The sequence below is a fragment of the Mycobacterium sp. 1245801.1 genome (assembly GCF_001673055.1).
Taxonomy (GTDB): Bacteria; Actinomycetota; Actinomycetes; order Mycobacteriales; family Mycobacteriaceae; genus Mycobacterium; species Mycobacterium europaeum_A.
The window spans coordinates 1-26,224 of sequence record NZ_LZKY01000204.1; the positions used below are offsets into that span (position 1 = coordinate 1).

Consider the following 26,224-nt stretch of genomic DNA (forward strand, 5'->3'; position numbering starts at 1 on the left):
CGGGTTCGCGTCGCAGACCTCGGAGACACCCGTCCGGCCCGAGTACACCTGGGCCAGCAGTGAGCGCCGCCGGAGCGCGTAATCCACCACTTGTCGCTGCAGTCGCACGCCCACCAGAGTACGTCGCCATCCCGAGCAGTGATACGCAACCGAAACCGTGGCGGTCGGGCCCGGGCACTCGACGGTGATTTCTGCGCCAAACCGACACCGGACTTCTACGATCATCCCCGTGGCGAAATGGCTCGGGGCACCGCTGGCCGGCGGGGTGACCACGACTACCCGCGCCAAGGACACCGATCGCCAAGACACCTGCACGGTCCTCGATGACGCGCTGGCCGACGGTGAGCTCTCCGCCGAGGAGCACCGGGAGAGGGTCAGCGCGGCCACCAAGGCGGTGACGTTGGGCGACTTGCGTGCCCTGGTGAGCGACCTGCAAACCAACTCCGGGCGGCAGTTGCCGGCGCTTGACTCGCGCCACAAGGTGCCCCAAGTCGGCGGGTGGGGAGTGCTGGCCGCCGCATTCGTCGTGTCCGTGCTGTTGGGCATGGGGATCGGGTGGGGCCTGTACGGCAACACCCGCTCGCCGCTGGACTTCACCGCCGACCCGGGAGCCAAGCCCGACGGAGTCAGCGCCGTGGTGTTGACGCCGCCCACCCAGCTGCACTCGGTCGGCGGGCTCACCGGACTGCTCGAACAGATGCGCAAACGATTCGGCGAGACCATGGGCTACCGGTTGGTGATCTACCCGACCTACGCGTCGCTGGACCGGCCGGACCCTTCGGACGACCGCCGGGTGCTGGCCTATACCTACCGCGGCGGCTGGGGCGATCCGACCAGCTCGGCCAAGAGTTCTTCGGACGGCCCAGTCCCGGTCGACCTGAGCAAGTTCGACGTCACGAAGACCGTCGGCATCATGCGCGGCGCCCCGCAGACGCTGCGCATGAAGCCCTCCGACGTGAAGACCACGTACTTGATCGTCGAGCCGGCAACCGACCCGACCACGCCGGGGGCCCTCACGCTGTCGCTGTATGTCTCCAGCGATTACGGCGGCGGCTACATCTCCTTCACCGGCGACGGCACCGTCAAGCAGATGAGCCTGCCGACGTAAAGACCGGTCCCCCCGGCGCACATTTCACACCCCTGCACTGTGACGAACTGCAAACCAACAGCCGGTGGTGTTGTGGCTAATATATCGAGACGATACGATTGCGCGAGGCGTCGGACCGTCGTAACCAGCCACGCAAAACTCTCAGGGAGGTGATTCGATTGCTGGAGCTTGCCATCCTCGGTCTCCTGATCGAATCGCCCATGCACGGCTACGAGTTGCGCAAACGGCTGACCGGTCTACTCGGCGCGTTCCGGGCGTTTTCCTACGGTTCGCTCTACCCGGCCCTGCGCCGCATGCAGGCCGACGGGTTGATCGCCGAGGACGCCGCCCCGGCCGGGACGCCGGTCCGGCGGGCCCGGCGCGTCTACCAGCTGACCGACGAAGGCCGCCGGCGCTTCGGTGAGCTGGTGGCCGACACCGGTCCCCACAACTACACCGACGACGGCTTCGGGGTACACCTGGCGTTCTTCAACCGGACTCCGGCAGAGGCGCGCATGCGCATTCTGGAAGGCCGCCGCCGTCAGGTCGAGGAACGGCGGGAAGGTCTGCGCGAAGCAGTTGCGCGGGCCAGTAGCTCGTTCGACCGCTACACCCGTCAGCTTCATCAATTGGGGCTCGAGTCCAGTGAGCGCGAAGTCAAATGGCTCAACGAGCTCATCGCTGCGGAGCGGGCGATGCCCGGCCTCTCCGAGCAAACGTAACCCCCTGCACGAACCCAGCATCCCAGTCAGAGGTCAGAGGTTAGGAGAACGCCCTTATGAGTGAGAACCAACCGCCGAAGGCGGCAGAAGCGCAGTCGGAGGTACGAGTCGCCATTGTCGGCGTCGGTAACTGCGCGTCTTCGCTGGTTCAGGGCGTGCAGTACTACTACGACGCCGACCCGAACAGCACCGTGCCCGGCTTGATGCACGTGAAGTTCGGCCAGTACCACGTCCGCGACGTGAAGTTCGTCGCCGCGTTCGACGTGGACGCCAAGAAGGTCGGCTTCGACCTGTCCGAGGCGATCTTCGCGTCGGAGAACAACACCATCAAGATCGCCGACGTGCCGCCCCTCAACGTGACGGTGCAGCGCGGCCCGACGCTGGACGGCATCGGCAAGTACTACGCCGACACCATCGAGGTCTCCGACGTCGAGGCAGTCGATGTGGTCCAGGCGCTGCGCGAGGCCAACGTCGACGTTTTGGTCTCCTACCTGCCGGTCGGCTCCGAAGAGGCCGACAAGTTCTACGCCCAGTGCGCCATCGACGCGGGCGTGGCGTTCGTCAACGCCCTGCCGGTGTTCATCGCCTCGGACCCGGTGTGGGCCAAGAAGTTCGCCGACGCCGGCGTGCCCATCGTCGGTGACGACATCAAGAGCCAGGTCGGCGCGACCATCACCCACCGCGTGATGGCCAAGCTGTTCGAAGACCGCGGCGTGCAGCTGGACCGCACCATGCAGCTCAACGTCGGCGGCAACATGGACTTCCTCAACATGCTCGAACGCGAGCGGCTGGAGTCCAAGAAGATCTCCAAGACGCAGGCCGTGACCTCCAACCTGCAGCGCGAGTTCAAGACCAAGGACGTGCACATCGGCCCCTCCGATCACGTCGGCTGGCTCGACGACCGCAAGTGGGCCTACGTGCGGCTGGAGGGCCGCGCCTTCGGCGACGTGCCGCTGAACCTCGAGTACAAGCTCGAGGTGTGGGACTCGCCGAACTCCGCGGGCGTCATCATCGATGCGGTGCGTGCCGCCAAGATCGCCAAGGACCGCGGCATCGGCGGCCCGGTGATCCCGGCGTCGGCGTACCTGATGAAGAGCCCGCCGCAGCAGCTGCCCGACGACATCGCGCGCGCCCAGCTCGAAGAATTCATCATCGAGGGCTGAGCCCCTCCACGCACCACCGTGTCGCGAGCGTAACGCCACGGCGATTTTCATCTCGAGAATCCGCCACAGCGTTACGCTCGCGGCCGTTGGGACCAAATCATCGACACGATGCTGTGCAGGTGCTTAGCATCATGTCTCGATGACCGTTCAGCCCGCGGCTTTCCTCCGCACGACGCTTCCCCTCGACCTGTCCCGGCTCGCGGAACTCGACAGCGGCCGGTATCACTCCATCTGGCTGCCCGATCACATGGTCAGCTTCTGGCCCGACTCGATCTGGACGCCCGAGTTCACCGACCTGGCCACGGCTTCCCCGTCACCGCACCGCCACCTGGACGGACTCGCGGTGGCGGCCGCGGCGGCCGTGCTGACCGAACGGGTCCCCCTGGTCAGCGCGGTCGTCGATACCGTGCGCCGCCATCCCGCGCTGCTCGCCCAAACCGCGCTGACCATCGATCACCTGGCCAAGGGGCGCTTCATCCTCGGGTTGGGCAGCGGCGAGAGCGAGAACACGCTGCCCTACGGCTTCGACTTCTCGCGTTCGGTCAGCCGGTTCGAGGAAGCGCTGGCGGTGATCCAGCTGCTGTGGCGCAGTGACGGGCCGGTCGACTTCGACGGCCAGTTCTACCAGCTCCACCACGCCCGATTGGACACCGAACCCTATGGGGGCCGGGTACCGCCGATCTGGATCGGCGCCAGCGGCCCGCGGATGCTCGACATCGCGGGCCGGTACGCCGATGGCTGGTGGCCGGCGGGTGCCTGGACTCCCGACCACTACGCCCAGATGCTCGCCGCGGTGCGAAGCTCCGCCGAACGCGCCGGCCGCGACCCCCTGGCGATCACGCCCTGCTTCATCCAGGTCTGCCTGATCGGTGCGGACGACGAGGCCCTCGCCGAGATCCTGCAGGCTCCCCTGGTCAAGGCCTTCCTGCTACAGGTCTCGGCAAAAACGTTGCACGACTTCGGCTTCGAACACCCCATGGGCGAGGGCTGGCGGGGATTCCAAGACATCGACCCGGCCGTACTCACCCGGGAGCGAATCCTGGAATTTCTGGACAACGCGCGGCCCGAGATGGTGCTGGCCGTCGTGCCGCATGGCACACCGAAAGAGGTCGCCAAGATCGTCAAGACCTACGTGGACGCGGGCCTGCGCGTGCCGAAAATACTCGACTACGGCGCCATGGCCGGGTTGAAATACGCACAGGCTTCGGCCGCGAATGTCCTTGCGGCCGAGGATGAGCTGGTGCGCCTCTGCGGAGGCCCGTCGTGACTGCACGTCTGGACGCCGCAGAGATGCTCGCCGCCGCCGAGGCCGAAACCGGGTTGCGCGACTACGGCGACCCCACCCTGCCGGAACGCTTCGCCGTGGCCGTCGACCACCTCAACGGCCTGGGCATGGATGCCGACGGCCGTTTCGAGGCCGCGCAGGTGTGTCGCTGGCTGCTGACGTCGCGCCTGGAGCTCATCGAGGACCGCAACCGCTACCCGATCGGCGCCGAAGTGATCGAGTCGCCGATGTTCGTCACCGGCGAACCACGCTCGGGGACAACGCTTATGCACGCCCTGATGTCGGTTGACCCGAACGCCCGCGCACTGCGCTTCTGGGAGGTGATGTACCCGTCACCGCCGCCGGGCCTGGCCGCGCCCGATGACGACCGCCGGGCGCGGGCCGACGCCGACTGGCGTGAGATCAACGCCAAGATGCCGAAATGGCTGCACAGTCACCCTTACAACGACATGCTGGGCGACGGGCTGCCCGAAGACGAACGAACCTGGGCGTTCGACTTTCGGGTGATGACCCCCACCGCGTGGTGGCGGGTGCCCATGCAGTCGCTGGTCGGCGGACTGGCCACCGACCCGGCCGCACAATACCGGTTACACAAGGCCATGCTGCAACAACTGCAGTACGCCCGCCCGCGAAAGTACTGGGTGCTGAAGGGTTTCCACGGATTCCGCCTCAAGGAGATGTTCGACACCTACCCCGACGCCACCCTGGTCTGGCTGCACCGCGACCCGGTTCAGGTCGCCGCATCGCGCACCATGATGATGGCCGACATCGCCGAGGGCATGGTCGGTCCCGTCGACCTGCACGCCTTGGCCAAGATGCACCTGGAGCTGACCCGCGCCAGCGTCGCCAACACGATGAGCAACCCCTGGGTCGACGACCCGCGCATCCTGCACATCCGGTACACCGATTTCATTGCCGATCAGATTGCGACGGTGCAGCGCTACTACGCATTCGCCGGACGTCGGGTCACACCCGAAGCCGAATCCGCCATGCGCGACTACCTGGCCCACAACCGCGGCGACCGATACGGCAAATTCCGCTACTCCACGCAACTGCTGACCGACATCGGCGAAGACCTCGATGCGCTGCACGCCGAATTCCGGCCCTTCCGTGAGCGATTCGGCGTCCAGATCGAGAACCGCGGCTGACATGGCGGCGACGCACAAACGGCTGTCGGTGCACAGCGTCACCTTCTACGGCGAGCCGCTGACCACGCTGGAGGCCCACTGGGCGGCGCTGGGAGTGTCGCGGCTGAGCATCCTGGACAGCCAGGTCCTTGATCCGCAACTTCCAAAGCTTCTGCAGCGCAACGACTATACGGTTGAGGCGGTCTGCCACATCTTCGGTGATGGCCGGCTGGACACCCGCGCAGAGGTGGCGCGCGACGCGCTGCTGACGGTGATCGACGCCGCGGCCGCGGTAGGGGCGCGCGTGATCTACATGTTGACCGGGGGTCGGGGCGCACTGGCCTGGCAGCACGCCGCCGATCGCTTCTGCGCCATGATCGCACCCTGCGTGGAGCACGCGAAGCAGGCGGGCGTGGCGCTGGCGATCGAGAACGCGTCGAGCCTCTACGCCGACATTCATCTCGCCCACACCCTGCGCGATACCGTCGCCCTGGCCGAGATGAGCGGGCTCGGCGTCTGCATCGAGCTGTTCCACTGCTGGGCGGAGGGCGATTTCGAGGCAATGGTGCAGCGGGCATTGCCACGAACCGAGCTCATCCAGCTCAGCGACTACGTGCTGGGCGACCGCGCGCTGCCGGGTCGCGCGGTGCCGGGCGACGGCGCGATTCCAATCGAAGCGTTCGTCGCCCAGGCGCTGGCCGGCGGCTATGCACATGGATTCGACCTGGAACTGATCGGTCCCCGCATCGAAGCGCAGGGCCGCCTGCAGTCCGCGCGACGAGCGTGCGACGTCATCGGGGCGATGCTGCAGAGATTGGGTGCGTGACAATGGGTTTCGGCGAAGGCTCCGACGACGCGGCGCTGCAATCGGCGTGGACCGATTTCTGCGCCCGGCTGCAACGCGCGGGCGAACAGGTCTTCAAAGACGCCAACCCCGCCGCCGCGCTGCAGCGCGTTGACGCCTACCGGTTCCTCACGCAGAACCTCGGCCAGGCCTTCGATCTGGCCCTCGAAACCCGCGACACCGGTTACCCGGTGCTGCACACCTTCTGCGGCCCGACCCGCAAGCTCGGCGGCGACTGCGCCGACTTCACCTATCAACAAGCCTGGATCGACGGGCAGTCGACCTATCGGCTGACCGGCACCCGCGGCACCTCGCGGTTTTTCAACGTCACCGTCCAAGGGCGGCGCACACCCGGCCCGGGCGTCTTGCACGAACCGTTCGGCGACACCCCACAGGCCAACCTGCTCGGCCATCAACTCGACGTCGGCGCCGACGGGCGATTCGAGCTGTACATCGGCGGCCCGGAGCGCGGGCCGAACTGGCTGCCGACCACGCCGGAGTCACGAAAGTTATTCATCCGGCAGGGTTTTGACCGCTGGGATGAGTCGCCGGCGCAGCTTCGCATCGAACGCGTCGACATGGACTCCCCTAAGCCGTTGCCCACGCCCGCCGACATGGTCGAGGCGATGAGCTGGGCCGGTGATTTCGTCACCGGCCTGATGTCCGATTGGCCCGAGTTCCCGTTCAAATACGGGGGTGTCGATGCCGAGCACCCGAACGCCTTCCCGCGTGTCGGAGCGACCGACGCCGACAGCAAGCGCGGGCGCGCCGCCGCCAACATGTATTGGGAGCTGGCGCCCGACGAGGCGCTGATCGTCGAATTCGCTGCGCACGACGGGCTGTGGATGTTCACCAACATGGGCGTCTTCTTCAACAGCATGGATTACCTATACCGGCCGGTGAGCTATACGCCGAGCCGCACCAAGATCGACCACGACGGCCGGATCCGGCTGGTTATGGCTCACCGTGATCCCGGCGTGCACAACTGGCTGGACACCCAGGGCTTCGAGCGCGGCAACCTGACCTACCGGCACATGCTCGAGGGCGAGCCCGCCGTGCTGGACACCCGGGTGGTCAAGCACGCCGACCTGCTCGGCGCCCTGCCCGTGGACACCGCCATGGTGGGCGCATCGCAGCGCGCCGCCGCGATGTGGGAACGCTTCCACGGCATTCGCCGCCGTTACGTCCTCTAGCCCGGTGGTGGCGGCCCGCCCCTAGACGCCGGGTCTAGGGTCAAAGATCGTGACCGAGATCTCCGAAGACGAACTGGCCGGGCTTTCCGAATTCTCGCTGCTGTCCGAAAACGCCGAGCAGGCCGGGGTCTCCGGCCCGCTGCCCGACGGCGAGCGGGTCGAGTCCGGCACGGGCGAAGCCAGGATCAGCGCACTGCGCTGGGGCAGCACCGCCCCGCGGATCGTGTTTCTGCACGGCGGTGGGCAGAACGCGCACACCTGGGACACCATCATCGTCGGCCTCGGCGAGCCCGCCCTGGCGGTCGACCTGCCCGGCCACGGCCACTCCGCCTGGCGCGAGGACGGCGACTACTCCCCGCAGCGCAACGCCGACGCCCTGCTGCCGATCCTGCGCGAGCATGCGGCCTCCGCCGACCTCGTCGTCGGCATGTCGCTGGGCGGGCTGACGGCGATCCGGGTGGGCGCGGTGGCGCCCGAGCTGGTCGATGAGCTTGTGCTGATCGACGTCACTCCGTCGGCGCTGCAACGGCATTCCGAGATGACCAAGGAGCAGCAGGGCACCGTGGCGCTGATGCACGGAGAACGCGAGTTCCCCAGCTTCCAGGCCATGCTCGACTTGACGGTCGCCGCCGCGCCGCACCGCGAGGTGAAGGCGCTGCGCCGCGGCGTCTTTCACAACTCGCGCAAGCTGGACAACGGCAACTGGACGTGGCGCTACGACGCCATCCGCACCTTCCCCGATTTCGCCGGGCTGTGGGACGATGTCGACGCCTTGTCCGCGCCCGTGACGTTGGTGCGCGGTGGCTCATCGGGATTCGTCAGCGACGAGGACGCGGCCGAACTTGCCCGTCGCGCAAGGCATTTCCGCTCGACGCACGTCGTGGAGAATTCGGGCCACTCCGTGCAGAGTGACCAGCCGCGCGCGCTGATCGACATCCTGCGTGGGGTGCTCGACGCGCGCTGAGCCTACGGTGGTCCCATGACCTCTGAGTTCGGAATCCGCATCGGTGTCCAGCTACAGCCGCAACACGCTCCCCAGTACGGCCAGATCCGCGACGCGGTGCGCCGCTGCGAGGACATCGGCGTCGACATCGCCTTCAACTGGGACCACTTCTTTCCGCTCTACGGCGACCCCGACGGCGCACACTTCGAATGCTGGACGATGCTCGGCGCCTGGGCCGAGCAGACCTCGCGCATTCAGATCGGCGCGCTGGTGACCTGCAACTCCTATCGGAATCCGGAGCTGCTGGCCGATATGGCCCGCACCGTCGACCACATTTCCGACGGCCGGCTCATCCTGGGTATCGGTTCGGGTTGGAAACAAAGGGACTACGACGAGTACGGCTACGAATTCGGCACCGCGGGCAGCCGCCTGGACGACCTGGCGACCGCACTGCCCCGGATCCGAAGTCGGCTGACCAAACTGAACCCGGCTCCCACCCGCGACATCCCGATCCTCATCGGCGGTAAGGGCCCGCGGAAGACCCTGCGGATGGTCGCGGAGTACGGCGACATCTGGCACGGCTTCACCACCGTCGACACCTACCCGGCGGCGGCCGCCGTGCTGGAAGAGCATTGCGCGGCCGTCGGGCGCGACCCGTCCACCATCGAGAGGTCGGCCGGCGTCGAGGACAACAGCGGAGTTCGTCGCGGCGAGGGCCTCGACGGGTTGATCGCCAACGCCGAAGGCCTCACCGCGCTGGGGGTCACGCTGCTGACCGTGGGCGTCAACGGCCCGGACTACGACCTGACCGCCGCCGAAGCGCTATGCAAGTGGCGCAATAGTCGTTAAACCGGCCGCGCCGCGTTCGCCCCAGGTTCATTGGCCAAACACCGAAACACGCGCGGCAATTCATGAGAAACTCTCACCGCCAGATGGTCAAACCCGGTGGGAAAGAGACGCAACAAAACGATGCCGAAGAAATACGGGGTCAAAGAAAAGGACCTGGTTGTTTCGCACATTCTCCACCTGTTGTTGACCGGAAAGCTGCGCAGCGGGGACCGCGTCGACCGCAACGAAATTGCACTGGGCCTCGGCGTGAGCCGGGTGCCCATTCAAGAGGCGTTGGTCCAACTCGAACACGACGGCATTGTGTCCACGCGTTACCACCGAGGCGCCTTCGTCGAGAGGTTCGATGAAGCCACCGTCCTCGAGCATCACGAGCTCGACGGGCTGCTCAATGGGATTGCCTCCGCACGCGCGGCCACCAATCCCACGCCGCGGATCATCGGACAGCTGGATTCGCTCATGCGCTCGCTGCGCACCGCCAAGGATTCGCGCGCCTTCACCGACATCGCGGCCGAGTATCGGCGCACCGTCAACGACGAGTACGCCGGACCGCGTCTGCACGCCACCATCCGCGCCTCACAGAACCTCATCCCCCGCCTCTTTTGGACCACCTATCAGGGCGGGCGCGACGAGATGCTGCCGTTCTACGAGGATGAGACCTCGGCAATACACCGACGTGACCCCGAAGCCGCGCGGGCGGCGTGCGTCGACCGTTCCTACCTGATGGCCCAGACCATGCTCGCCGAACTGTACCGGCGGCGGGTCTTCACACCACCCGACGATGTCAGCCGGGTCGTCGCCGGGCCACTGCAGGTAATCGCCGACGCCGACACGATCTGCGGCGAAGCGTCGCTGGCGCTGTAGAACCGACGCTGACCGGGCCGCGTCGCCGTTCAATCGTTACGGTGACACTGATGAGTTTGCGCGTGGTCCGGCACACCAAGCGCCGCGGAAGGGCCTTCGCCCTGGCCGCGACAATTCTCATGGTTTGCGGGCTCGCGCTGGCCGGACCGATGACGCCCGCTGCCGCGGACTGGAATCAATGCGCGCCGGCCGGGGTGGAGAGCGCCCGGGCCCTGCCCAAGGACGTGACCGACAACCCGACCACCGGTGAGGACGACCGCGACACGACGGCGTCGGTCGAGCCACTCGGCGCGGTCGACGCCGGCGCCTTGGGCCTCGGGGTGCCGGGAGTACTGACGGTCGGCACGCTGTCGGACGCCCCACCCAACATCTGCATCAACCCCACCGGCGAGTTCAGCGGCTTCGACAACCAACTGCTGCGCGCCATCGCCGACAAGCTGGGTCTGCAGGTCCGCTTCGTCAGCACCGACTTCTCCGCGCTGCTGGCCCAGGTGGCGTCGCGGCGCTTCGACGTCGGTTCGGCAGCGGTGAAAGCCACCGACGCCCGGCGGCGCACGGTTTCGTTCACCAACGGCTACGACTTCGGCTTCTATTCGCTGGTGGTGCCGCCCGGGTCCGCCATCCATAAATTCAGCGACCTCGCGGCCGGCCAACGCATCGGCGTCGTGCAGGGCACCGTTGAGGAGTCGTACGTCGTCGACGTCCTGCACCTGCAACCGGTGAAGTATCCCGGCTTCGCCACCTTGTACGCCAGCCTCAAGAGCCGCCAGATCGATGCGTGGGTGGCGCCGGGAACCCTCGCGGCGACCGTCATTCGCCCGGGCGATCCGGCGGTGGTCACCGCAAACACCTACAGCCCAGGCAATTTCGTGGCTTACGCGGTCGCTCAGGGCAACAAGCCGTTGATCGACGCGCTCAATTCCGGGCTGGACGCCGTCATCGCCGACGGCACCTGGGCGCACCTGTACAGCCAGTGGGTGCCGCGGTCGCTGCCGCCCGGCTGGAAACCCGGCTCCAAAGCCGCGCCCCTCCCCCAGTTGCCGGACTTCGCCGCGATCGCCAAACGACACCGCTCATCGGCGGGGCCGCCCGCCCCGAAATCACCACTGGCCCAGCTGGGTGATTCGTTCTTCGACTGGGACATGTACCGGCAAGCGATCCCGATGTTGTTCACCACCGGGTTGCCCAACACCCTGATCCTGACCAACAGCGCCCTCGCGATCGGTCTGGTGTTCGGCATGGTGCTCGCGATGGCCGGAATCTCGCACCGGCGCTGGCTGCGCTGGCCGGCGCGGGTGTACACCGACATCTTCCGCGGCCTGCCCGAAGTGGTGATCATCCTGCTCATCGGGATGGGCATCGGCCCATTGGTCAGCGGCCTGACCAACAAAAACCCGTACCCGCTCGGCATCGCCGCACTGGGACTGATGGCCGCCGCCTACATCGGCGAGATCCTGCGCTCCGGGATCCAAAGCGTCGACCCGGGACAACTGGAAGCGTCCCGGGCCCTTGGCTTCAGCTACGTCACCGCGATGCGGCTGGTGGTGGTACCGCAGGGAATCCGGCGCGTCCTGCCCGCCCTGGTCAATCAGGCCATCGGGTTGCTGAAGGCCTCCGCGCTGGTGTACTTCCTCGGACTGATCGCCGATCAGCGAGAGCTGTTCCAGGTGGGACGGGATCTCAACGCCCAAACCGGCAGCCTGTCACCGCTGGTGGCCGCCGGCCTCTTCTACCTGCTATTGACCATTCCGCTAACGCATTTGGTCAACTACATCGACAACCGGCTTCGCCGCGGACGACGGGCCGCCGCGCCAGCAGACGATGCCGACATGCTCGTGACGACGTTCGGCCAGGAGATCACGTGACCTCCGGCATCCACGGGCGTGCGTCAGTGTCGCTGGCGGCCAAAGACGTTCACCAAACTCTGGGCGGGAGCAAGGTGCTGCGCGGCGTCGACATCGAGGCACCCGCCGGCAGCACCGTGGCGATCATCGGGCCATCCGGCTCGGGCAAGTCGACACTGCTGCGCACGCTCAACCGCCTGTATGAGCCTGACAGCGGCGACATTCTGCTGGACGGCAGGTCGGTGCTGCGCGACGATCCCAACGAGCTCCGCCAGCGGATCGGCATGGTGTTCCAGCATTTCAACCTGTTCCCGCACCGCAGCGTGCTGGACAACGTGGCGATGGCGCCCCGGAAGTTGCGCCGCCTGCCCGCCGACGAGGCGCGCGACCTGGCGATGGCACAACTGGACCGAGTTGGCCTGAAGCACAAGGCCGCTGCACGCCCCAGCATGCTGTCCGGCGGCCAACAACAGCGGGTGGCGATCGCGCGCGCGTTGGCGATGGCTCCCCAGGTGATGTTTTTCGACGAGGCGACCTCGGCGCTGGATCCGGAAATGGTCAAAGGAATACTGCAACTCATTGCCGACCTCGGCGCCGATGGCATGACAATGGTTGTGGTAACCCACGAAATGGGTTTCGCGCGGTCGGCGTCCGACGCCGTGGTGTTTATGGATCACGGCAAGGTTGTGGAATCTGGACCGCCCGAGCAGATATTCGAAGCGGCCGAGACCCAACGGCTGCAGCGGTTTTTGTCCCAAGTGCTTTGATCCCACTAACTGGTGGGCAATAGCTCCCTCGTAAGCACCTCATATCGGGATAGACTCCCGATTTATGGCAGACAGCGAAACGAACCCGGCCGAGGTAGCCGAGCTCGCCGAAGGTTTGCACCGGGCGCTGTCCAAATTATTTGCGATTCTCCGCCGCGGCGACCCCAGCGGCGCGGCCGCCGGGGAGCTGACCCTGGCGCAATTGTCGATCCTGGTGACCCTGCTCGACCAGGGCCCGATTCGAATGACCGATCTCGCCGCACACGAACGGGTGCGAACCCCCACCACGACCGTGGCGATCCGGCGCCTGGAAAAGATCGGGCTGGTCAAGCGTTCCCGCGACCCGTCCGACCTGCGAGCGGTGCTCGTGGACATCACGCCACGGGGGCGTGCCGTTCACGGTGAGTCGCTGGCCAATCGGCGCGCCAGCCTGGCCGCGATGCTGAGCCAGCTCCCGACCTCCGACCTCAACACCCTGACGCAGGCGCTGGCGCCGCTGGAACGGCTGGCCTCCGGCGATCCGACGTCCGGGCCCGCCGGCGTGCCGCCCGCGCGCAAGGAAGCCTGAAAAGCCCGTCCTCTCAATGGTTTCCGCCTGCGATCGCGGCTGTCGGTAAACTGCCGGGCATGCCCAATGCACTCATCACCGGCGCCGGCGGCGGTATCGGTTCGGCCATCGCCGCGGCGCCGACCCCCACCCACACCCTGCTGCTGGCCGGGCGACCCTCCGATCGGCTCGACGGGGTCGCCGAGCGGCTCGGCGCCACCACCTTTCCGCTGGACCTCACCGACTCCGGCGACATCGAAGCCGCCTGCGAAATCGTGGACGAACTCGACGTGCTGGTGCACAACGCCGGATTGGCCATACCCGGCAGCGTTTCGGACTCGCATATCGACGAGTGGCGTGCCACCTTCGCCGTGAACGTCTTTGGGCCGGTAGAACTTACGCTCGCGCTGCTGCCGGCGCTGCGACGGGCGCGCGGCCAGGTGGTGTTCATCAACTCCGGCGCCGGGCGCACCGCCTCGCGGGGCATGGCTTCCTATTCGGCCAGCAAGTTCGCGCTGCGCGCCTTCGCGGATTCGCTGCGCAGCGACGAACCGGAGTTGCGGGTGACGACGATCTATCCGGGCCGGACCGACAGCGATATGCAGCGCGAACTCGTCGAGTTCGAGGGCGGCAGCTACGACCCGGCCAACTTCTTGAAACCCGAAACGGTCGCGGCCGCGGTCGTCCATGCGGTGAACACCCCGCCCGACGGCCACGTCCACGAACTGATGCTGCGACCCACCGGGCGCTAGTCGGCGCTAGACGACCAGGTTGACCAGCCGGCCGGCGACCACGATCACCTTGCGCGGGGTGGCGCCCGCCAGGAACGCCTGGACCTTTTCATCGGCGAGCGCGGCGGCCTTCAGCGTGTCCTGATCGGCATCGGCGGCCACCACGACTCGGCCGCGGACCTTGCCGTTGACCTGGACCGGGTACTCCACGGTGTCGTCGACCAGAAAAGCGGGATCGGCGATCGGGAACGGACCGTGCGCCAGCGGGGTCTCGTGACCCAGGCGCAGCCACAGCTCCTCGGCCATATGCGGGGCCAAGGGCGCCAACATCAACACCAGCGGCTCGACCGCCGCGCGTGGCACCGCGTCGCGGTGCTCCTTGGTGAGATGGTTGGTGTATTCGATCAGTTTGGCCGCAGCGGTGTTATTCCGCAGTGCCGCATAGTCTTCCGCGACGCCGGCGATGGTCCGATGCAGCACTCGCAGCGTCCCGGTCGCCAACTCCCGGGCGGGCCCGTCTACCACGCGGGTGTCGCCGGTCTGCTCGTCGACGACCAGACGCCACACGCGCTGCAGGAAACGGTGGGCTCCGACGACGTCCTTGGTGGCCCAGGGCCGGGACGCCTCCAGCGGGCCCATCGACATCTCGTAGACCCGCAGGGTGTCGGCGCCGTAGTCGTCGCAGATCTCGTCGGGTGAGATCGAATTCTTCAGGCTCTTACCGATTTTGCCGAACTCTCGGAAGACTTCGACCTCTCCCCCGGGCCCCGGATAGACGAAACGGCCGTCCCGCTCGACCACCTCTTCGGCCGGCACGTACGACCCTCGCGCGTCGGTGTAGGCGAAGGCCTGGATGTAACCCTGGTTGACCAGCCGGCGATAGGGCTCGCGAGAGCTTACGTGGCCCAGGTCGTACAAGACTTTGTGCCAGAACCGCGCATACAGCAGGTGCAGCACCGCGTGTTCGGCGCCGCCGACGTACAGGTCGACGCCACCGGGATCCTGCGGCCCGTGCTCGGCCGGGCGCGGACCCATCCAGTAGGCCTCGTTTTCCAAGGCGGCGAACCGCTCCGAGTTATGTGGATCGGTGTAGCGCAGTTCGTACCAGGAGCTGCCGGCCCACTGCGGCATCACGTTGGTGTCCCGGGTGTAGGGCTTCAGGCCGTCGCCCAGATCCAGCTCGACGTGCACCCATTCGGTGGCCTTGGCAAGCGGCGGTGAGGGCTCGCTGTCGGCGTCATCGGGATCGAACAGCACGGGTGAGTAATCCGGCACGTCGGGCAGTTCGACCGGCAGTGCGGCCTCGTCGAGTGCGTGCGCACGCCCGTCGGCGTCGTAGACGATGGGGAACGGTTCACCCCAGTACCGCTGGCGCGCGAAAAGCCAGTCGCGCAGCTTGAATTCGACGCGCGCCCAGCCGCGGCCTTCGGCCTCCAGGCGTGCGGTGATCTTTTCCTTGGCCGCGGCCACATCCAGACCGTCGAGGTAGCCGGAGTTGACCAGCACCCCGTCACCGGCGTAGGCCGCCTCCGAAATGTCGCCGCCCGCAATGACTTCCACGATGGGCAGGCCGAACTCGTGGGCGAAGTCCCAGTCGCGCTGGTCGTGGCCCGGGACCGCCATGATGGCCCCGGTGCCGTACCCGGCCAGCACGTAGTCGGCGATGAAGATCGGCACCGGTTTGCCGTTGGTGGGGTTGGCGGCGTAACCGCCCAGGAAGACACCGGTCTTGGCCTTGCTCTCCTGGCGTTCGAGGTCTGACTTCGACCCGATCGCCTGCCGGTAGGCGGCGACGGCCGCACCGGGCGTCTCAGCGCCATACGTCCAGCGCGGGTCGGTGCCGTCCGGCCAGGCGGCGGCGACCAACTCGTCGACCAGGTCGTGTTCGGGGGCCAGCACCAAGTAGGTAGCGCCGAACAACGTGTCGGGCCGGGTGGTGAACACCTCGATGTCGACCGTCTCGCCATCGGCCTTGGTCGCCGCAAACAGCGCCTTGGCACCGGTGGACCGGCCGATCCAGTTGCGCTGCATGGTCTTGACCGGCTCCGGCCAGTCCAGCACTTCGAGGTCGTCGAGCAACCGATCAGAGTAGGCGGTAATTCGCATCATCCACTGCCGCAACCGTTTCCGGAACACCGGGAAGTTGCCGCGGTCGCTGCGGCCGTCGGCGGTGACCTCTTCGTTGGCCAGCACGGTGCCCAGACCGGGGCACCAGTTCACCATCGAGTCGGCCCGGTAGACCAGCCGGTGGCCGTCGATCACGTCGGCCCGCTCCCCCGCCGAGAGCCCGGCCCAGTCCCGGCCGTCCTCGAGGCGGCGGGCCCCGGACTCGAACTCGGCGACCAGCTCCGCGATGGGGCGGGCCTTGTTGGCGGCGGTGTCGAACCAGGCGTTGTAGATCTGCAAAAAGATCCACTGGGTCCACTTGTAGAACTCGACGTCGGTGGTGGAGAAGCTGCGCCTGCTGTCGTGAGCGAGACCCAGCCGTCCCAGCTGGCGCTTGAAATTGACGACGTTGGCCTCGGTCCGGGTGCGCGGATGGGTGCCGGTCTGCACCGCGTACTGCTCTGCCGGCAGCCCGAAGGCGTCGAACCCCAACGCATGCAACACGTTACGGCCGGTCATCCGGAAATAGCGGGCGTACACGTCCGTCGCGATGTAACCGAGGGGGTGCCCGACGTGCAGGCCCTCCCCCGACGGGTACGGGAACATGTCCTGCACGAACAATTTGTCGTCCGGCACCGGGGATCCGTCTTCCGGCGCCAGCGAACCGACCGGGTTGGGCACGTTGAAGGTGCCGAGCTTCGCCCAGTTCTCCTGCCACACGCCCTCGATGCGACCCGCCAGCGCCGCCGTGTAGCGATATGGCGGCGCGTCGGAGTCGGGCGTGGCGGCGCCGGAGTTGCTTGCCGGCGAGGTGGTCGGGGAGTCGGTCACCTGAACAGGGTATAAGGGCGACACGGCGAGTACGCCGGCCACAGGTTGGTCTCGGTTCCGTTGCGCGCCGATCAGAGGTTCATCCCAGGTGTGTTTCGAGCCTATTCACCGCCTTTGACCTCTAGTTACAGTCAGCCCCTATCGACGGCTTCTGGTAGGCAGCCATTGGAAGGACCGACGCAGATGATTGAGATCGTCCCCGTCCACCGGGCACTCCTCGGCGGTATGGTCGCTGGCCTGATGGGCCTGGCGGTTGTTGCGGGCGGCACGGCATCGGCAGACCCGTTGCCCCCAGCGCCTGCGCCCGTCCCCGCGGTTCCCGCGCCGGCACCGCAGAACCTCGGGCCCGAGCTGGTGCCGCCGAGCAGATATCTCGCGGCCCCGCCCGCCGGCAACCAGATCGTCCCGCCGGCTACCGCCACGGCCCCCGGAACGACGGCCCCGGCCGCGGTCACACCGGCGGCGCCGGCTCCGGCTCCCGCGACGTCGGGAACGATCCGCGAATTCCTGCAGTCCAAGGGCGTGAAGTTCGAGCCGCAGAAGCCGCAGGGCTTCAAGGCGCTCGACATCACCCTGCCGGTGCCCGCCCGCTGGACCCAGGTGCCCGATCCCAACGTGCCCGATGCGTTCGCGGTGATCGCCGACCGGCAGGGCAGCAGTATCTATTCCTCGAACGCGCAGGTCGTGGTGTACAAACTGGTCGGCGCCTTCGATCCGAGGGAGGCCATCACCCACGGTTACGTCGACAGCCAGAAGCTTCCGGCGTGGCAGCCGACCAACGCGGCGATGACCGACTTCGGCGGCTTCCCGTCGTCGATCGTCGAGGGCACGTACCGCGACGGTGACCTCACCCTCAACACGTCGCGGCGCCACGTCATCGCCACGTCGGGGCACGACAACTACCTCGTGTCACTGGCGGTGACCACCGATCGCGCGGTGAGTGTCGCCGACGCACCGGCCACCGACGCCATCGTCAACGGATTCCGGGTGAGCGCACCCGGTGCGACCGCGCCGGCCCCGGCCCAGGCACCCGCCGCGTCGCCGGTGGGATTGCCGGCTCAGGCGCCCGCCGCCGCCCCGGTCGCCCCGGCACCGGCCGCGGCTCCCGTGGCCCCGGTCGCCCCGGCACCGGTTACGGCTCCCGTGGCTCCGGTCGCTCCGGCGCCCGGCGCGGCGCCGCTGGTACCGCTCGCCCAGACCGCGCCGGCGGCTCCCGTCGGACTGCCCGCGCAAACGCCGACGTTGACCCAGCAGCACGCTCCCAGCCTGCTGGCCATGGTGCCGGGCCTGCCCCCGCTGCCGAACTTCTCGTTCCTGCAGCACTGAGGACGCCTCGCCGAGCCGGATTCGCGGGTCGGTCACCCGGCTCGTATTGTGACCCCATGCTGATTGCGGGCGTGCTGTGCATGTGTGCGGCGGTGGCCTCGGCGGGGTTCGGCACCTGGTCGCTGGCGCACAACCAAAACGTCGGTGCCACTGCGTTGGCGCTGCGCGCGATGGCGCCGACCCAGTTGGCGGCGGCGGTGATGTTGGCCGCCGGCGGCGCGGTCGCCATGGCCGCCGTCCCGGACACCGCACTGGTGGTACTCATCGTGTGCGTGGTGGGCGCGCTGGGAACGCTGGCCGCGGGCTCGTGGCAGAGCGCCCGCTTCGCGCTGCGTCAGGAAGCGGCGGCGCCCGCCTGCGCCGGCAGCTGCGTCGGCTGCACGCAGTCGTGCCCCTGAACGAAAACCGGGGGAGCGGCCCTAGTTGCGGCTGATGTCGATGGGGTGGGTAGCCAGCAGCGACAGCGGCAGCGGCTGGCGCCGCAACACCTGGCCCCACAGGTCGGACCTCGGTCCGACCAGTACGTCGGATGGCAAGGCGGACAACACAATCCAGTCGTCGCGTTCGATCTCGCCTTCGAGCTGACCGATAGTCCAGCCCGAGTAGCCCGCGAAGATCCGCACCCCTTCGACCAGCGGCGCGATCAGCTCGGGGTCGGCGTCCAGATCAACCATGACCACCCGGCCGTCCACGTGCCGCAAGCCCGGCACGTCCCCGGGATCGGCGCCAACGCGCAGCGTCGCCAGGCACAGCGCGGCGTCGCGCTTCACCGGTCCGCCGATGAACATCGTCTTTGGCTTGGCCGAGAGCTTGGTCCATTGCGGCAACACGTTGTAGACCGCGGTTTCGCTGGAGCGGTTGAGCACGACACCCAGCGTGCCTCCGTCGTTGTGCTCGACGATGTAGATCACGCTGCGCCGAAACGTCGGCTCGAGAAGATCGGTGTTGGCGAGCAGCAAAGTGCCCGCGCGCACCCGTTGCGCGGCGGGTGCTACGTAGTCCTCTGGATCCTCCTGCGGGGGCACCAGACCATCATCGCATCCGGTGCATCGTGGCCCAGGGCAATCGCGGGGGTAGGCCCAGGAGATTTGTACTGTGGTTGGGACCGCTCTGATCGCGCGAGCTTTGCCAACCCCAATCCTGGAAGTCGGTTTCGGTGATCCCCACCCGGATGCAGTCCAGCGCACCCGTCGAGATTTGGCGGTCGGTGCGCGGTTTGCCCGATTTCTGGCGCCTGTTGCAGGTGCGCGTGGCGAGCCAGTTCGGCGACGGCTTGTTTCAGGCGGCGCTGGCCGGGGCGCTGCTGTTCAACCCGGACCGGGCCGCGGATCCGCTTTCCATCGCCCGCGCCTTCACGGTTCTGTTTCTGCCGTATTCGCTGCTGGGCCCGTTCGCCGGCGCGCTGATGGACCGTTGGGACCGGCGGCTGGTGCTGGTCGGCGCCAACATCGGCCGGCTGATCCTGATCGCCGCGATCGGCACCATCCTGGCGGTGCGCGCCGGTGACCTGCCGCTGTTGCTGGGTGCGCTGTTCGCCAACGGTTTGGCCCGGTTCGTCGGGTCGGGCCTGTCGGCGTCGTTGCCGCATGTGGTGCCGCGCGAGCAGGTGGTGACCATGAATTCGGTCGCCACCGCGTGCGGGGCCATCGCGGCGTTCTTCGGCGCGAACTTCATGCTGGTGCCCCGCTTCATCTTCGGCGCCAGCGACAAGGGCGCGTCGGCGATCGTGTTCATCACCGCGGTTCCGGTGTCGATCGCGCTGCTGCTGTCGTGGCGGTTCGGTGCCCGGGTGCTGGGCCCCGACGACACCTGGCGGGCGATCCACGGGCCGGTCATTTATGCGGTGATCACCGGTTGGCTGCACGGTGCGCGCACGGTGGCACAGCGCCCTACGGTCGCCGCCACCCTGTCCGGCCTGGCCGCCCACCGGATGGTCGTCGGCATCAACTCGCTGCTGGTGTTGTTGCTGGTCCATCACATGCCAAACCTCAAGGGCGGGGGATTCGGCACGGCCTTACTGTTCTTCGGCGCCGCGGGGCTGGGCGCCTTTCTGGCCAACGTCCTGACGCCGCCGGCGATACGCCGGTGGGGGCGCTACGCGACGGCCAACGGCGCGTTGGCGGCGTCGGCGATCATCGAGGTCGCCGGCGCCGAGCTATTGGTTCCGGTGATGGTCGCGTGCGGCTTCTTGCTCGGCGTCACCGGGCAGATGGTCAAGCTCTGCGCCGACACCGCGATCCAGATAGACGTCGACGACGCCCTTCGCGGGCACGTGTTCGCCGTGCAGGACGCGCTGTTCTGGGTCGCGTTCATCGTTTCGATCACGGTGGCCGGCATCTTGATTCCCGATGACGGGCACGCGCCCGCGTTCGCGCTGTTCGGCTCGGTGCTGTACCTGGTCGGGCTGGCCGTGCACGGTGTCATCGGGCGCCGCGGCGAGCAAGCGAACGATCGCTAAGGTACAGGCGTGCTTTGTCCGACGGCCGTACCCGACAGTCTGCGGCTCCGATGACCGGTCCCGCGCCCATGGTCGACGACCTGCGTGCCGAAAGCGACGAGCTCGACGAGCTGGTGGCGCCGTTGCCGCCCGAACGCTGGGCCGATCCGACTCCAGCGCCCGGCTGGACCATCGCGCATCAGGTCGGCCACCTGCTGTGGACGGATCGGGTCGCGCTGATCGCGGTCACCGACGAACCCGGCTTCGCCGAGGTGTTGGCGGGCGCGGCCGCGGACCCGACGGGCTTCGTCGACAAAGGCGCCGAAGAACTGGCGGCCCTGACGCCCGCCGAACTGCTCGCCGACTGGCGGGTCACCCGGGGACGGCTGCACGAGGCGCTGCTCACGGTCGAGGCGGGCCGCAAACTTCCGTGGTTCGGCCCACCGATGAGTGCGGCATCGATGGCCACTGCGCGGCTGATGGAGACCTGGGCGCACGGCCTCGATGTCGCCGACGCGCTGGGCGTGACGAGGCCGGCGACTGAACGCCTGCGGTCGATCGCTCACCTGGGGGTCCGCACTCGCGATTTCGCCTTCGCCGTCAACAACTTGGCGCCGCCGCCCGAGCCGTTCCTGGTCGAGCTGCGCGGACCCGGCGGCGACACCTGGTCGTGGGGGCCGCCCGATGCCGAGCAGAGTGTCCGCGGGTCCGCTGAGGATTTCTGCTACCTGGTCACCCAACGACGCCCGCTGAGCGCGCTCGACATCACCGCCGAGGGCGACGACGCTCAGCGCTGGTTGCGAATAGCTCAGGCTTTCGCGGGTCCTCCCGGCGCCGGGCGATGAGCGCGTGAAACGCGCGAAGAGAGCCGGCGCCCATCAACCCAAGCGCCGGGCGATGAGCGCGTCAAACGCGCGAAGAGAGCCGGCGCCCATCACGCAAGCGCCGGGCGATGAGCGCGTGAAACGCGCGAAGAGAGCCGGCGCCCATCAACCCAAGCGCCGGGCGATGAGCGCGTGAACTGGCCGATGAGCGCGTGAAACGCGTCAGTGCAGGGGACCGCCGTAACTCGCCTGGTTCTCCGCCTCGGCTTCCTCGCGCAGCGCGGTGATCGCGAGGTTCAGGCGTTCGGCCAGCTCTCCGTGGCCGTACCCGGTCATCACCCCGGGATGCAGAGTCAGCTCGAGCAGCCGGCCGTCGGAATTCGCGACCGCATAGACGTCGCCCAGGTCGACGCTGTAGGTGACGGCTTCGGCCTGCGCCACAAGGGCTTCCCACTTGTCGGCCGCCTCGCTCAGTTCCCGAAGAACCGATTCGACGAGATCCTTCTCGCTGAGATTCGCGCGACTGCCCGAACCCGCCACCCTGACAGTATCGTCGAGCCCTCCGACCAGCGTCAATTCAGACGCGGACAGCTGTGCAGCCGACCTGCCGGGCGGTCACGCGGCGAGCTTTTGGTACCACGCGAGGTGGTAATTCGCCGACACCGAGTCGCCGCTGGCAATGCCCTCGGTGGCGGCCATCAGGAGGCACTTGAGCAGAAGCGCGGGATTGACGTTCGGATACTGAACGAGGAGCTGGTAGCGGGCGGTATCGAGATGGACCCGCAGCACGTCGACCTCCTGGTCGACGACGACGGTTCCCGCGGCAGCGGCTTCCGCCAACCGGGGCACGATCTTGGGCAGGTCGTCACGCCCGCGCGTAGTCGCACTCAGCACGCTCGCCAGATCATCGATGACGGGCAGTGCCCGCGGCTCCCCCGACGATCGGGTGGCGGCGAAATCGACCGAGCGGCGCAATGAATCACCGGGAGTGTAAGTGACGACGCGGACCGTTTCGCCGATCAGCGCGGCGACCCTGCCGCTGCGGCGCTCGGGTTCCAGCAGCCGAACTCCGGCGGGAAGGCTGATGCCTGAGGGTATCCATCCGTGAGCGAGATCGGTGACCAACACCGTCGTGCCGTCGGCGCGATCTCCGATCGCCCAATTCAGGCGTGGCTCCTGCCGCACCACGAATTCGAGCAGCCGGTTCAGCCGCTGGTCGTCGAATCCCTTTGGTGGTGAAGGCTTTTCGATGTGTGGCCGGGCCGCGCCGAAGGCGGCCGTCTCGGGCTCGACCTCGGCCGGGGTGGCATCGGCGGTTGCCGGGGTGGCATCGGCGGTTGCCGGGATGGCTTCGGCGGCGGCCTCCCGCGGCGCCTCGGGCTCCGCGCTGGCGGTGACCGGCTCGTCGACGATCGCGTGGTGGCGGCCGGAGTCGGCCGGCTCGGGTGCCCGTTCGGGTGCACGCTGCACCGGCGCCCCGGGCGCCGGCTCCGCCTGCGTGATCACCGGAATGACCTGCGTCTGTTCGAGGTGGGATGCGTCGGTGGTCCCGACGGGCTCGTCGTCGGAAGTGGCCGGCTCGCTGGCCCCCTCCGGTTCGTCGCGAACGGCGGGCGGCTCGACCACCGCGTGATGGCGGCCGGAGTCGGCCTCGTCCGAAGGCGGCTCGGGTGCAGACCCCGGTGGCGCTGGCAGAACCGGCTCGGACCTGATCACCGGGATGACTTGTGTGTCGTCGAGGTGGGACGCGTCGGCGGGTTCCCGCCGAGCCGCCTGCGGCGATGCACTTTCGGCGACCGGGTCGGGCGCGGACTGGCGACGACGACGCCTTGGTGGTGTCGGATCTAGTCGACCCGGCGCGGGCGCTTCGGGGACGGCCCTGACCTCACGGATTGTGGGCAGCACCTGCGTCTTGTCCAGGTCCGCGCGGGGCGGCTCCGGCCGCGGTGGGGGAGGAGCGGGGGGTCGGGCTCCGCTCTTCACGGCATGCAGGTAGCGGGTCGTCGATTCGACTCGGCGCACGGCGCGAGCCCGGGCCTCCTCGATGACCCGCGCCTCGGCCGCCTGGCGCGACGGGTCGGTCATGCCCGCCCGCTTGAGTAACTTCAGTTCGTCGTTGGCGGCGTGCGCAATTCGTTGCAGGTCGGCCTTGAGATGTTCAGCGAGAGTTGCCGTTTCGGCCGTCACCGTCGACAACTCGGCAGGCCACAGCCCGCCTGTCACCCACGGGGTGCAGTCGATAGGAGAGCTGAAAGCCGGCGTCGCCAGTGATTCCCGGGTAGCTCTCCGGAGGCGCTGGCGCGCCGACATCCGACCGAAGACCGCCACCGGCTAAGCGTACCGGGACCCAGCCGACGACTTGTGCGGTCAGTGAATTGTGCGTTCGCAGGGCCCTGGGTAGCGTGAGGACATGGCTGATTCTGCACTGCAGCAGCAACTCGACGAGGTCCGCACCTTGCTGGCTCGCGCACGAGAGTTGTTCGGCCCCAACCCGGTAGAGCCGCCGACCGGTATCGCGCCCGATCCCAGCGTCGCCAAGCCGTGGCTCCGCTAGGCCGGCCGCGCGCATGACGGCCCGCTAGATCGCGCCGTTGCGGCGACGCAGTTTGTGCGCCAGCAACTTTTCGATGGCCGCGTCGAGGTCGCGCGGGGTCGGAACCTCCGCGGAGGGCGTATGCCCGGCGGCGACGATCTCGTCGCGAATTTCCAGCAACGCTTTGAGGCATGAGACGTCGGCGGTCAGCAGAATGCCCTGCGCCAGCGTCTCGGCATCGGTTTCCATCGCCTCTTCGCTCAGCGCGACGCTGTGCATGTAGCCGCCGCGGCAGGAGCGGACGAGGATGTGTCCACTCGGGTGAACAGTGTCGAAAGCGGGATTCGCGTCGGTCATCGACCGCGGTCGACGATGTCGCCGAACTTCCCGGCCGCCTCCTGCTCGTGCTGTTCCCACATCGCCGCCGAATCGGTCAGCTTGTCAGCCAAATCGGCGTGGTCGGCAGCTTGCTGCTCGTAGCACTGGCGTCGAAGTTCCAGCAGCTCACGGCCCGCGTCACGCAGCTCGCTGAAGATCGGCCCGAGCGAATCGAGGCTCTCTTGGATCGCGGGGTGCGACGACGGGACGGTACGCAGGTACTCCGAGGTGTCCTGGTGGTGCGCGGCAGCCTGACGTAGGTGCGCAGGCACTACATGAATCGAATCTGCCATCCGCTGTCTCCTGTTGACGACCGCCGGCACTGCCGACGAGTTCATTTTTGTCAGGTGGTCGACGAGGTCGCCGGCCGGGTAGGTGTCGGTGGGTCAGGCTTGGCCGGCGTCGCTGGTGCCGCGGTCGCCGCCGGCGGATGCTCCCAGCCTAGGAAGCTCGGCCCGCTCACGGTGGCGATGCGTTGAATTTGGCCGTCGAGAAGCGCCTTGCCGGGGCTGAGGGCCAGCGCGTGACGATCGGTGAACATCCCGATATCGCCCGGCGTCACCTGCAGGGAATCGATGGGGCTCGGGACCGCGGTTCCCGGCGGGGGGATGATCATTCCCTGCTGTTGGAAGGCCTCCGCTATCGGGGTGCCGGCGACGGCGGCCTTGATCGCGGCGGCCAACTGCGGGCTCGCAGCGGTGACCGTTTCACCGTCCGGCAGGGTCACCGGTGTGGGGCCGGCCGTCGGCTCATCCGACGAGCCCGGCTGATCGTCGGTCCCGTCGCCGGCCTCGTTCGAGGCGTCCTGCGCGCCCGGATCCTGGTCTTGGGCGTCGGGCAGTTCGTCGTCGGCCGGTTCTTCCAGAGCCGGGTCGGTCCCGTCGGCACCGCGTAAGCCGGAAAGGCCGCCGGCCCCGTCCCAACCGGCCATGGATCCGGGCACCGAGCCCAGCCCCGGCAGGGACCCGCCACCAAAGGTGGGCATGGCCGGTGCGAACGGCTGTTGCGACGCGGGCGGGATCGCGGCGCCGGCGGTTGGATCCAGGCCGGGAACATCGCCGGGCAGCAGACCATCATCGTCGCCGAATAAGGAGTCCAGCAGCGGATCCCACTCGGCGTCGGGATCGTCGGGCGCTCCCGCCGCCGGCGCATCGCCAACGGCCACCGCCGCCCGCGGTTGTTCGCCGACAGGCTTCGGGTCGCCCTTGGAGGCGTCGTACAGCGACGTCCAGGCGGCCATCAGCGCTGACTTCGACGTGTCGTCCAGGCTGGCGTTCAGGACGACCTCGCGGATATCGCGGAGCTTGCCGATGAGGAACCGCTGGAAGTCGCGCGCTCCCGCCGGTGTGTCCAGGTCTGACCTGGTCCGTACGGCTGCTTCGGTCTCTTGTTGCAGCCTGGTGAGCGCGTCTCTGCCGTCCACCGCGCGCAGGTGCGCGTTCAGGATGGCCGAGACCACCTGCATGTCCAGTTGGGAGCTAGCCGAGTTCTGTTGTGCCAGAGCGTCTTCGGCGTGCGCGATGGCATCGGCCGCCTCGCCCGATTCGCGATCCGGCGGCGGCGTGGTTTCGGCGGGAGGACGGCCCACGGGCGGGTTGGGGGTTGCTCCCGCGCCGAAGACGCCCGGGTGCTGTTGGCGGATCTTGCGCAAGATCGCCTCAACCTGGTCGGGCCGGGTGGTCGGGGTGATCACGGCGGTCACTTCGGCGGGTGCCAATCCCGTCTGCCATGCGTTCGGATCGCCGGTGCGGTCTCGCACGTATTTGACCGCGGCGAGCAGGTCGTCATACGCGGACATCAGCCGGGCGGGCGGCGGCGCAGCCCGC

General features: G+C 67.9%; 26 protein-coding genes and 1 pseudogene. 19 read left to right on the forward strand and 8 right to left on the reverse strand.

Features of this window, described 5'->3' with window-relative positions; translation table 11 throughout:
- On the reverse strand, window positions 1-225 hold a 225-nt coding region (locus A5622_RS30750), incomplete at its 3' end, for a DUF5318 family protein (RefSeq protein ID WP_369829239.1).
- A gap of 4 nt (window positions 226-229) precedes the next feature.
- On the opposite strand from A5622_RS30750, the gene A5622_RS12785 reads away from it, so the two are divergent.
- The 14 genes from A5622_RS12785 (at window position 230) to A5622_RS12850 (ending at window position 13,984) form a co-directional block, all read left to right on the forward strand.
- On the forward strand, window positions 230-1,108 hold the full coding sequence (locus A5622_RS12785) for a DUF1707 domain-containing protein (protein ID WP_066878858.1): 879 nt from the start codon (window positions 230-232) through the stop codon (window positions 1,106-1,108).
- Between the two features lie 158 nt (window positions 1,109-1,266).
- A complete protein-coding gene (locus tag A5622_RS12790) occupies window positions 1,267-1,809 on the forward strand; it encodes a PadR family transcriptional regulator (protein WP_066861963.1) in 543 nt (180 codons plus the stop codon).
- A gap of 56 nt (window positions 1,810-1,865) precedes the next feature.
- A complete protein-coding gene (locus A5622_RS12795; RefSeq protein WP_066861679.1) occupies window positions 1,866-2,972 on the forward strand; it encodes an inositol-3-phosphate synthase in 1,107 nt (368 codons plus the stop codon).
- A gap of 139 nt (window positions 2,973-3,111) precedes the next feature.
- Window positions 3,112-4,239 carry an LLM class flavin-dependent oxidoreductase gene (locus A5622_RS12800; protein WP_066861681.1) on the forward strand — a complete coding sequence of 376 codons (1,128 nt, stop codon included), beginning with the start codon at window positions 3,112-3,114 and terminating at the stop codon, window positions 4,237-4,239.
- A complete protein-coding gene (locus tag A5622_RS12805; protein WP_066878859.1) occupies window positions 4,236-5,405 on the forward strand; it encodes a sulfotransferase in 1,170 nt (389 codons plus the stop codon). The genes A5622_RS12800 and A5622_RS12805 overlap by 4 nt, the downstream gene beginning before the upstream one ends.
- A 1-nt stretch (window position 5,406) precedes the next feature.
- A complete protein-coding gene (locus A5622_RS12810) occupies window positions 5,407-6,210 on the forward strand; it encodes a sugar phosphate isomerase/epimerase (RefSeq protein ID WP_066861687.1) in 804 nt (267 codons plus the stop codon).
- A gap of 2 nt (window positions 6,211-6,212) precedes the next feature.
- Window positions 6,213-7,421 carry a DUF1214 domain-containing protein gene (locus A5622_RS12815; protein ID WP_066878862.1) on the forward strand — a complete coding sequence of 403 codons (1,209 nt, stop codon included), beginning with the start codon at window positions 6,213-6,215 and terminating at the stop codon, window positions 7,419-7,421.
- A gap of 49 nt (window positions 7,422-7,470) precedes the next feature.
- Entirely contained in the window at window positions 7,471-8,385 is a 915-nt protein-coding gene (locus A5622_RS12820) for an alpha/beta fold hydrolase (protein ID WP_066861694.1), read from the forward strand.
- Between the two features lie 15 nt (window positions 8,386-8,400).
- Window positions 8,401-9,213, forward strand: a complete 813-nt coding sequence (locus A5622_RS12825) for an LLM class F420-dependent oxidoreductase (RefSeq protein WP_066878864.1) — start codon at window positions 8,401-8,403, stop codon at window positions 9,211-9,213.
- A gap of 120 nt (window positions 9,214-9,333) precedes the next feature.
- Window positions 9,334-10,074 (forward strand): GntR family transcriptional regulator, encoded by a 741-nt coding sequence (locus A5622_RS12830; RefSeq protein ID WP_066861701.1) that lies wholly within the window; start codon window positions 9,334-9,336, stop codon window positions 10,072-10,074.
- A gap of 50 nt (window positions 10,075-10,124) precedes the next feature.
- On the forward strand, window positions 10,125-11,939 hold the full coding sequence (locus A5622_RS12835) for an ABC transporter substrate-binding protein/permease (protein ID WP_066878866.1): 1,815 nt from the start codon (window positions 10,125-10,127) through the stop codon (window positions 11,937-11,939).
- Complete coding sequence (locus tag A5622_RS12840) at window positions 11,936-12,685, forward strand: amino acid ABC transporter ATP-binding protein (protein ID WP_066878868.1); 750 nt, start codon at window positions 11,936-11,938, stop codon at window positions 12,683-12,685. Before A5622_RS12835 ends, A5622_RS12840 begins: the two co-directional genes overlap by 4 nt.
- Before the next feature lie 64 nt (window positions 12,686-12,749).
- Window positions 12,750-13,253, forward strand: a complete 504-nt coding sequence (locus A5622_RS12845) for a MarR family winged helix-turn-helix transcriptional regulator (RefSeq protein ID WP_066878870.1) — start codon at window positions 12,750-12,752, stop codon at window positions 13,251-13,253.
- A gap of 59 nt (window positions 13,254-13,312) precedes the next feature.
- On the forward strand, window positions 13,313-13,984 hold the full coding sequence (locus A5622_RS12850) for an SDR family oxidoreductase (RefSeq protein WP_066878871.1): 672 nt from the start codon (window positions 13,313-13,315) through the stop codon (window positions 13,982-13,984).
- A 6-nt stretch (window positions 13,985-13,990) separates the two neighbouring features.
- Here A5622_RS12850 and leuS read toward each other — a convergent pair whose 3' ends face one another.
- Complete coding sequence (gene leuS, locus A5622_RS12855; RefSeq protein ID WP_066878873.1) at window positions 13,991-16,900, reverse strand: leucine--tRNA ligase; 2,910 nt, start codon at window positions 16,898-16,900, stop codon at window positions 13,991-13,993.
- 183 nt (window positions 16,901-17,083) lie between these two features.
- On the opposite strand from leuS, the gene A5622_RS12860 reads away from it, so the two are divergent.
- Both A5622_RS12860 and A5622_RS12865 read left to right on the forward strand, forming a co-directional pair.
- On the forward strand, window positions 17,084-18,226 hold the full coding sequence (locus A5622_RS12860; protein WP_066878929.1) for an LpqN/LpqT family lipoprotein: 1,143 nt from the start codon (window positions 17,084-17,086) through the stop codon (window positions 18,224-18,226).
- A 56-nt stretch (window positions 18,227-18,282) separates the two neighbouring features.
- Window positions 18,283-18,624 carry a hypothetical protein gene (locus A5622_RS12865; RefSeq protein ID WP_066861720.1) on the forward strand — a complete coding sequence of 114 codons (342 nt, stop codon included), beginning with the start codon at window positions 18,283-18,285 and terminating at the stop codon, window positions 18,622-18,624.
- Window positions 18,625-18,645: 21 nt separating this feature from the next.
- On the opposite strand, the gene A5622_RS12870 is transcribed toward A5622_RS12865, so the two are convergent.
- Window positions 18,646-19,254: a YqgE/AlgH family protein gene (locus A5622_RS12870; protein ID WP_156748789.1), complete on the reverse strand. Its 609-nt coding sequence runs from the start codon at window positions 19,252-19,254 to the stop codon at window positions 18,646-18,648.
- Window positions 19,255-19,351: 97 nt separating this feature from the next.
- Here A5622_RS12870 and A5622_RS12875 point away from each other — a divergent pair.
- A pseudogene (locus A5622_RS12875) lies at window positions 19,352-20,684 on the forward strand (MFS transporter).
- A gap of 50 nt (window positions 20,685-20,734) precedes the next feature.
- Complete coding sequence (locus A5622_RS12880) at window positions 20,735-21,508, forward strand: TIGR03084 family metal-binding protein (protein ID WP_066861726.1); 774 nt, start codon at window positions 20,735-20,737, stop codon at window positions 21,506-21,508.
- Window positions 21,509-21,709: 201 nt separating this feature from the next.
- On the opposite strand, the gene A5622_RS12885 is transcribed toward A5622_RS12880, so the two are convergent.
- Window positions 21,710-22,027, reverse strand: a complete 318-nt coding sequence (locus A5622_RS12885; RefSeq protein WP_066861731.1) for a DUF2710 family protein — start codon at window positions 22,025-22,027, stop codon at window positions 21,710-21,712.
- A gap of 75 nt (window positions 22,028-22,102) precedes the next feature.
- Window positions 22,103-23,815, reverse strand: coding sequence for a DUF5632 domain-containing protein (locus A5622_RS12890; protein WP_066878877.1), 1,713 nt, complete (start codon window positions 23,813-23,815; stop codon window positions 22,103-22,105).
- A gap of 82 nt (window positions 23,816-23,897) precedes the next feature.
- Here A5622_RS12890 and A5622_RS29680 point away from each other — a divergent pair, with 82 nt between their 5' ends.
- Window positions 23,898-24,041, forward strand: a complete 144-nt coding sequence (locus A5622_RS29680) for a hypothetical protein (protein ID WP_170880091.1) — start codon at window positions 23,898-23,900, stop codon at window positions 24,039-24,041.
- A gap of 24 nt (window positions 24,042-24,065) precedes the next feature.
- Here A5622_RS29680 and A5622_RS12895 read toward each other — a convergent pair whose 3' ends face one another.
- Genes A5622_RS12895 through A5622_RS12905 form a run of 3 tightly spaced genes read right to left on the reverse strand, consistent with a single transcriptional unit; the run spans window position 24,066 to window position 26,196 of the window.
- A complete protein-coding gene (locus A5622_RS12895; protein ID WP_066861738.1) occupies window positions 24,066-24,377 on the reverse strand; it encodes a DUF2694 family protein in 312 nt (103 codons plus the stop codon).
- Entirely contained in the window at window positions 24,374-24,691 is a 318-nt protein-coding gene (locus A5622_RS12900) for an ESX-1 secretion-associated protein (protein WP_066861971.1), read from the reverse strand. Before A5622_RS12900 ends, A5622_RS12895 begins: the two co-directional genes overlap by 4 nt.
- 50 nt (window positions 24,692-24,741) lie before the next feature.
- Window positions 24,742-26,196 (reverse strand): DUF4226 domain-containing protein, encoded by a 1,455-nt coding sequence (locus A5622_RS12905; RefSeq protein ID WP_066878879.1) that lies wholly within the window; start codon window positions 26,194-26,196, stop codon window positions 24,742-24,744.
- Between the last annotated feature and the right edge of the window lie 28 nt (window positions 26,197-26,224).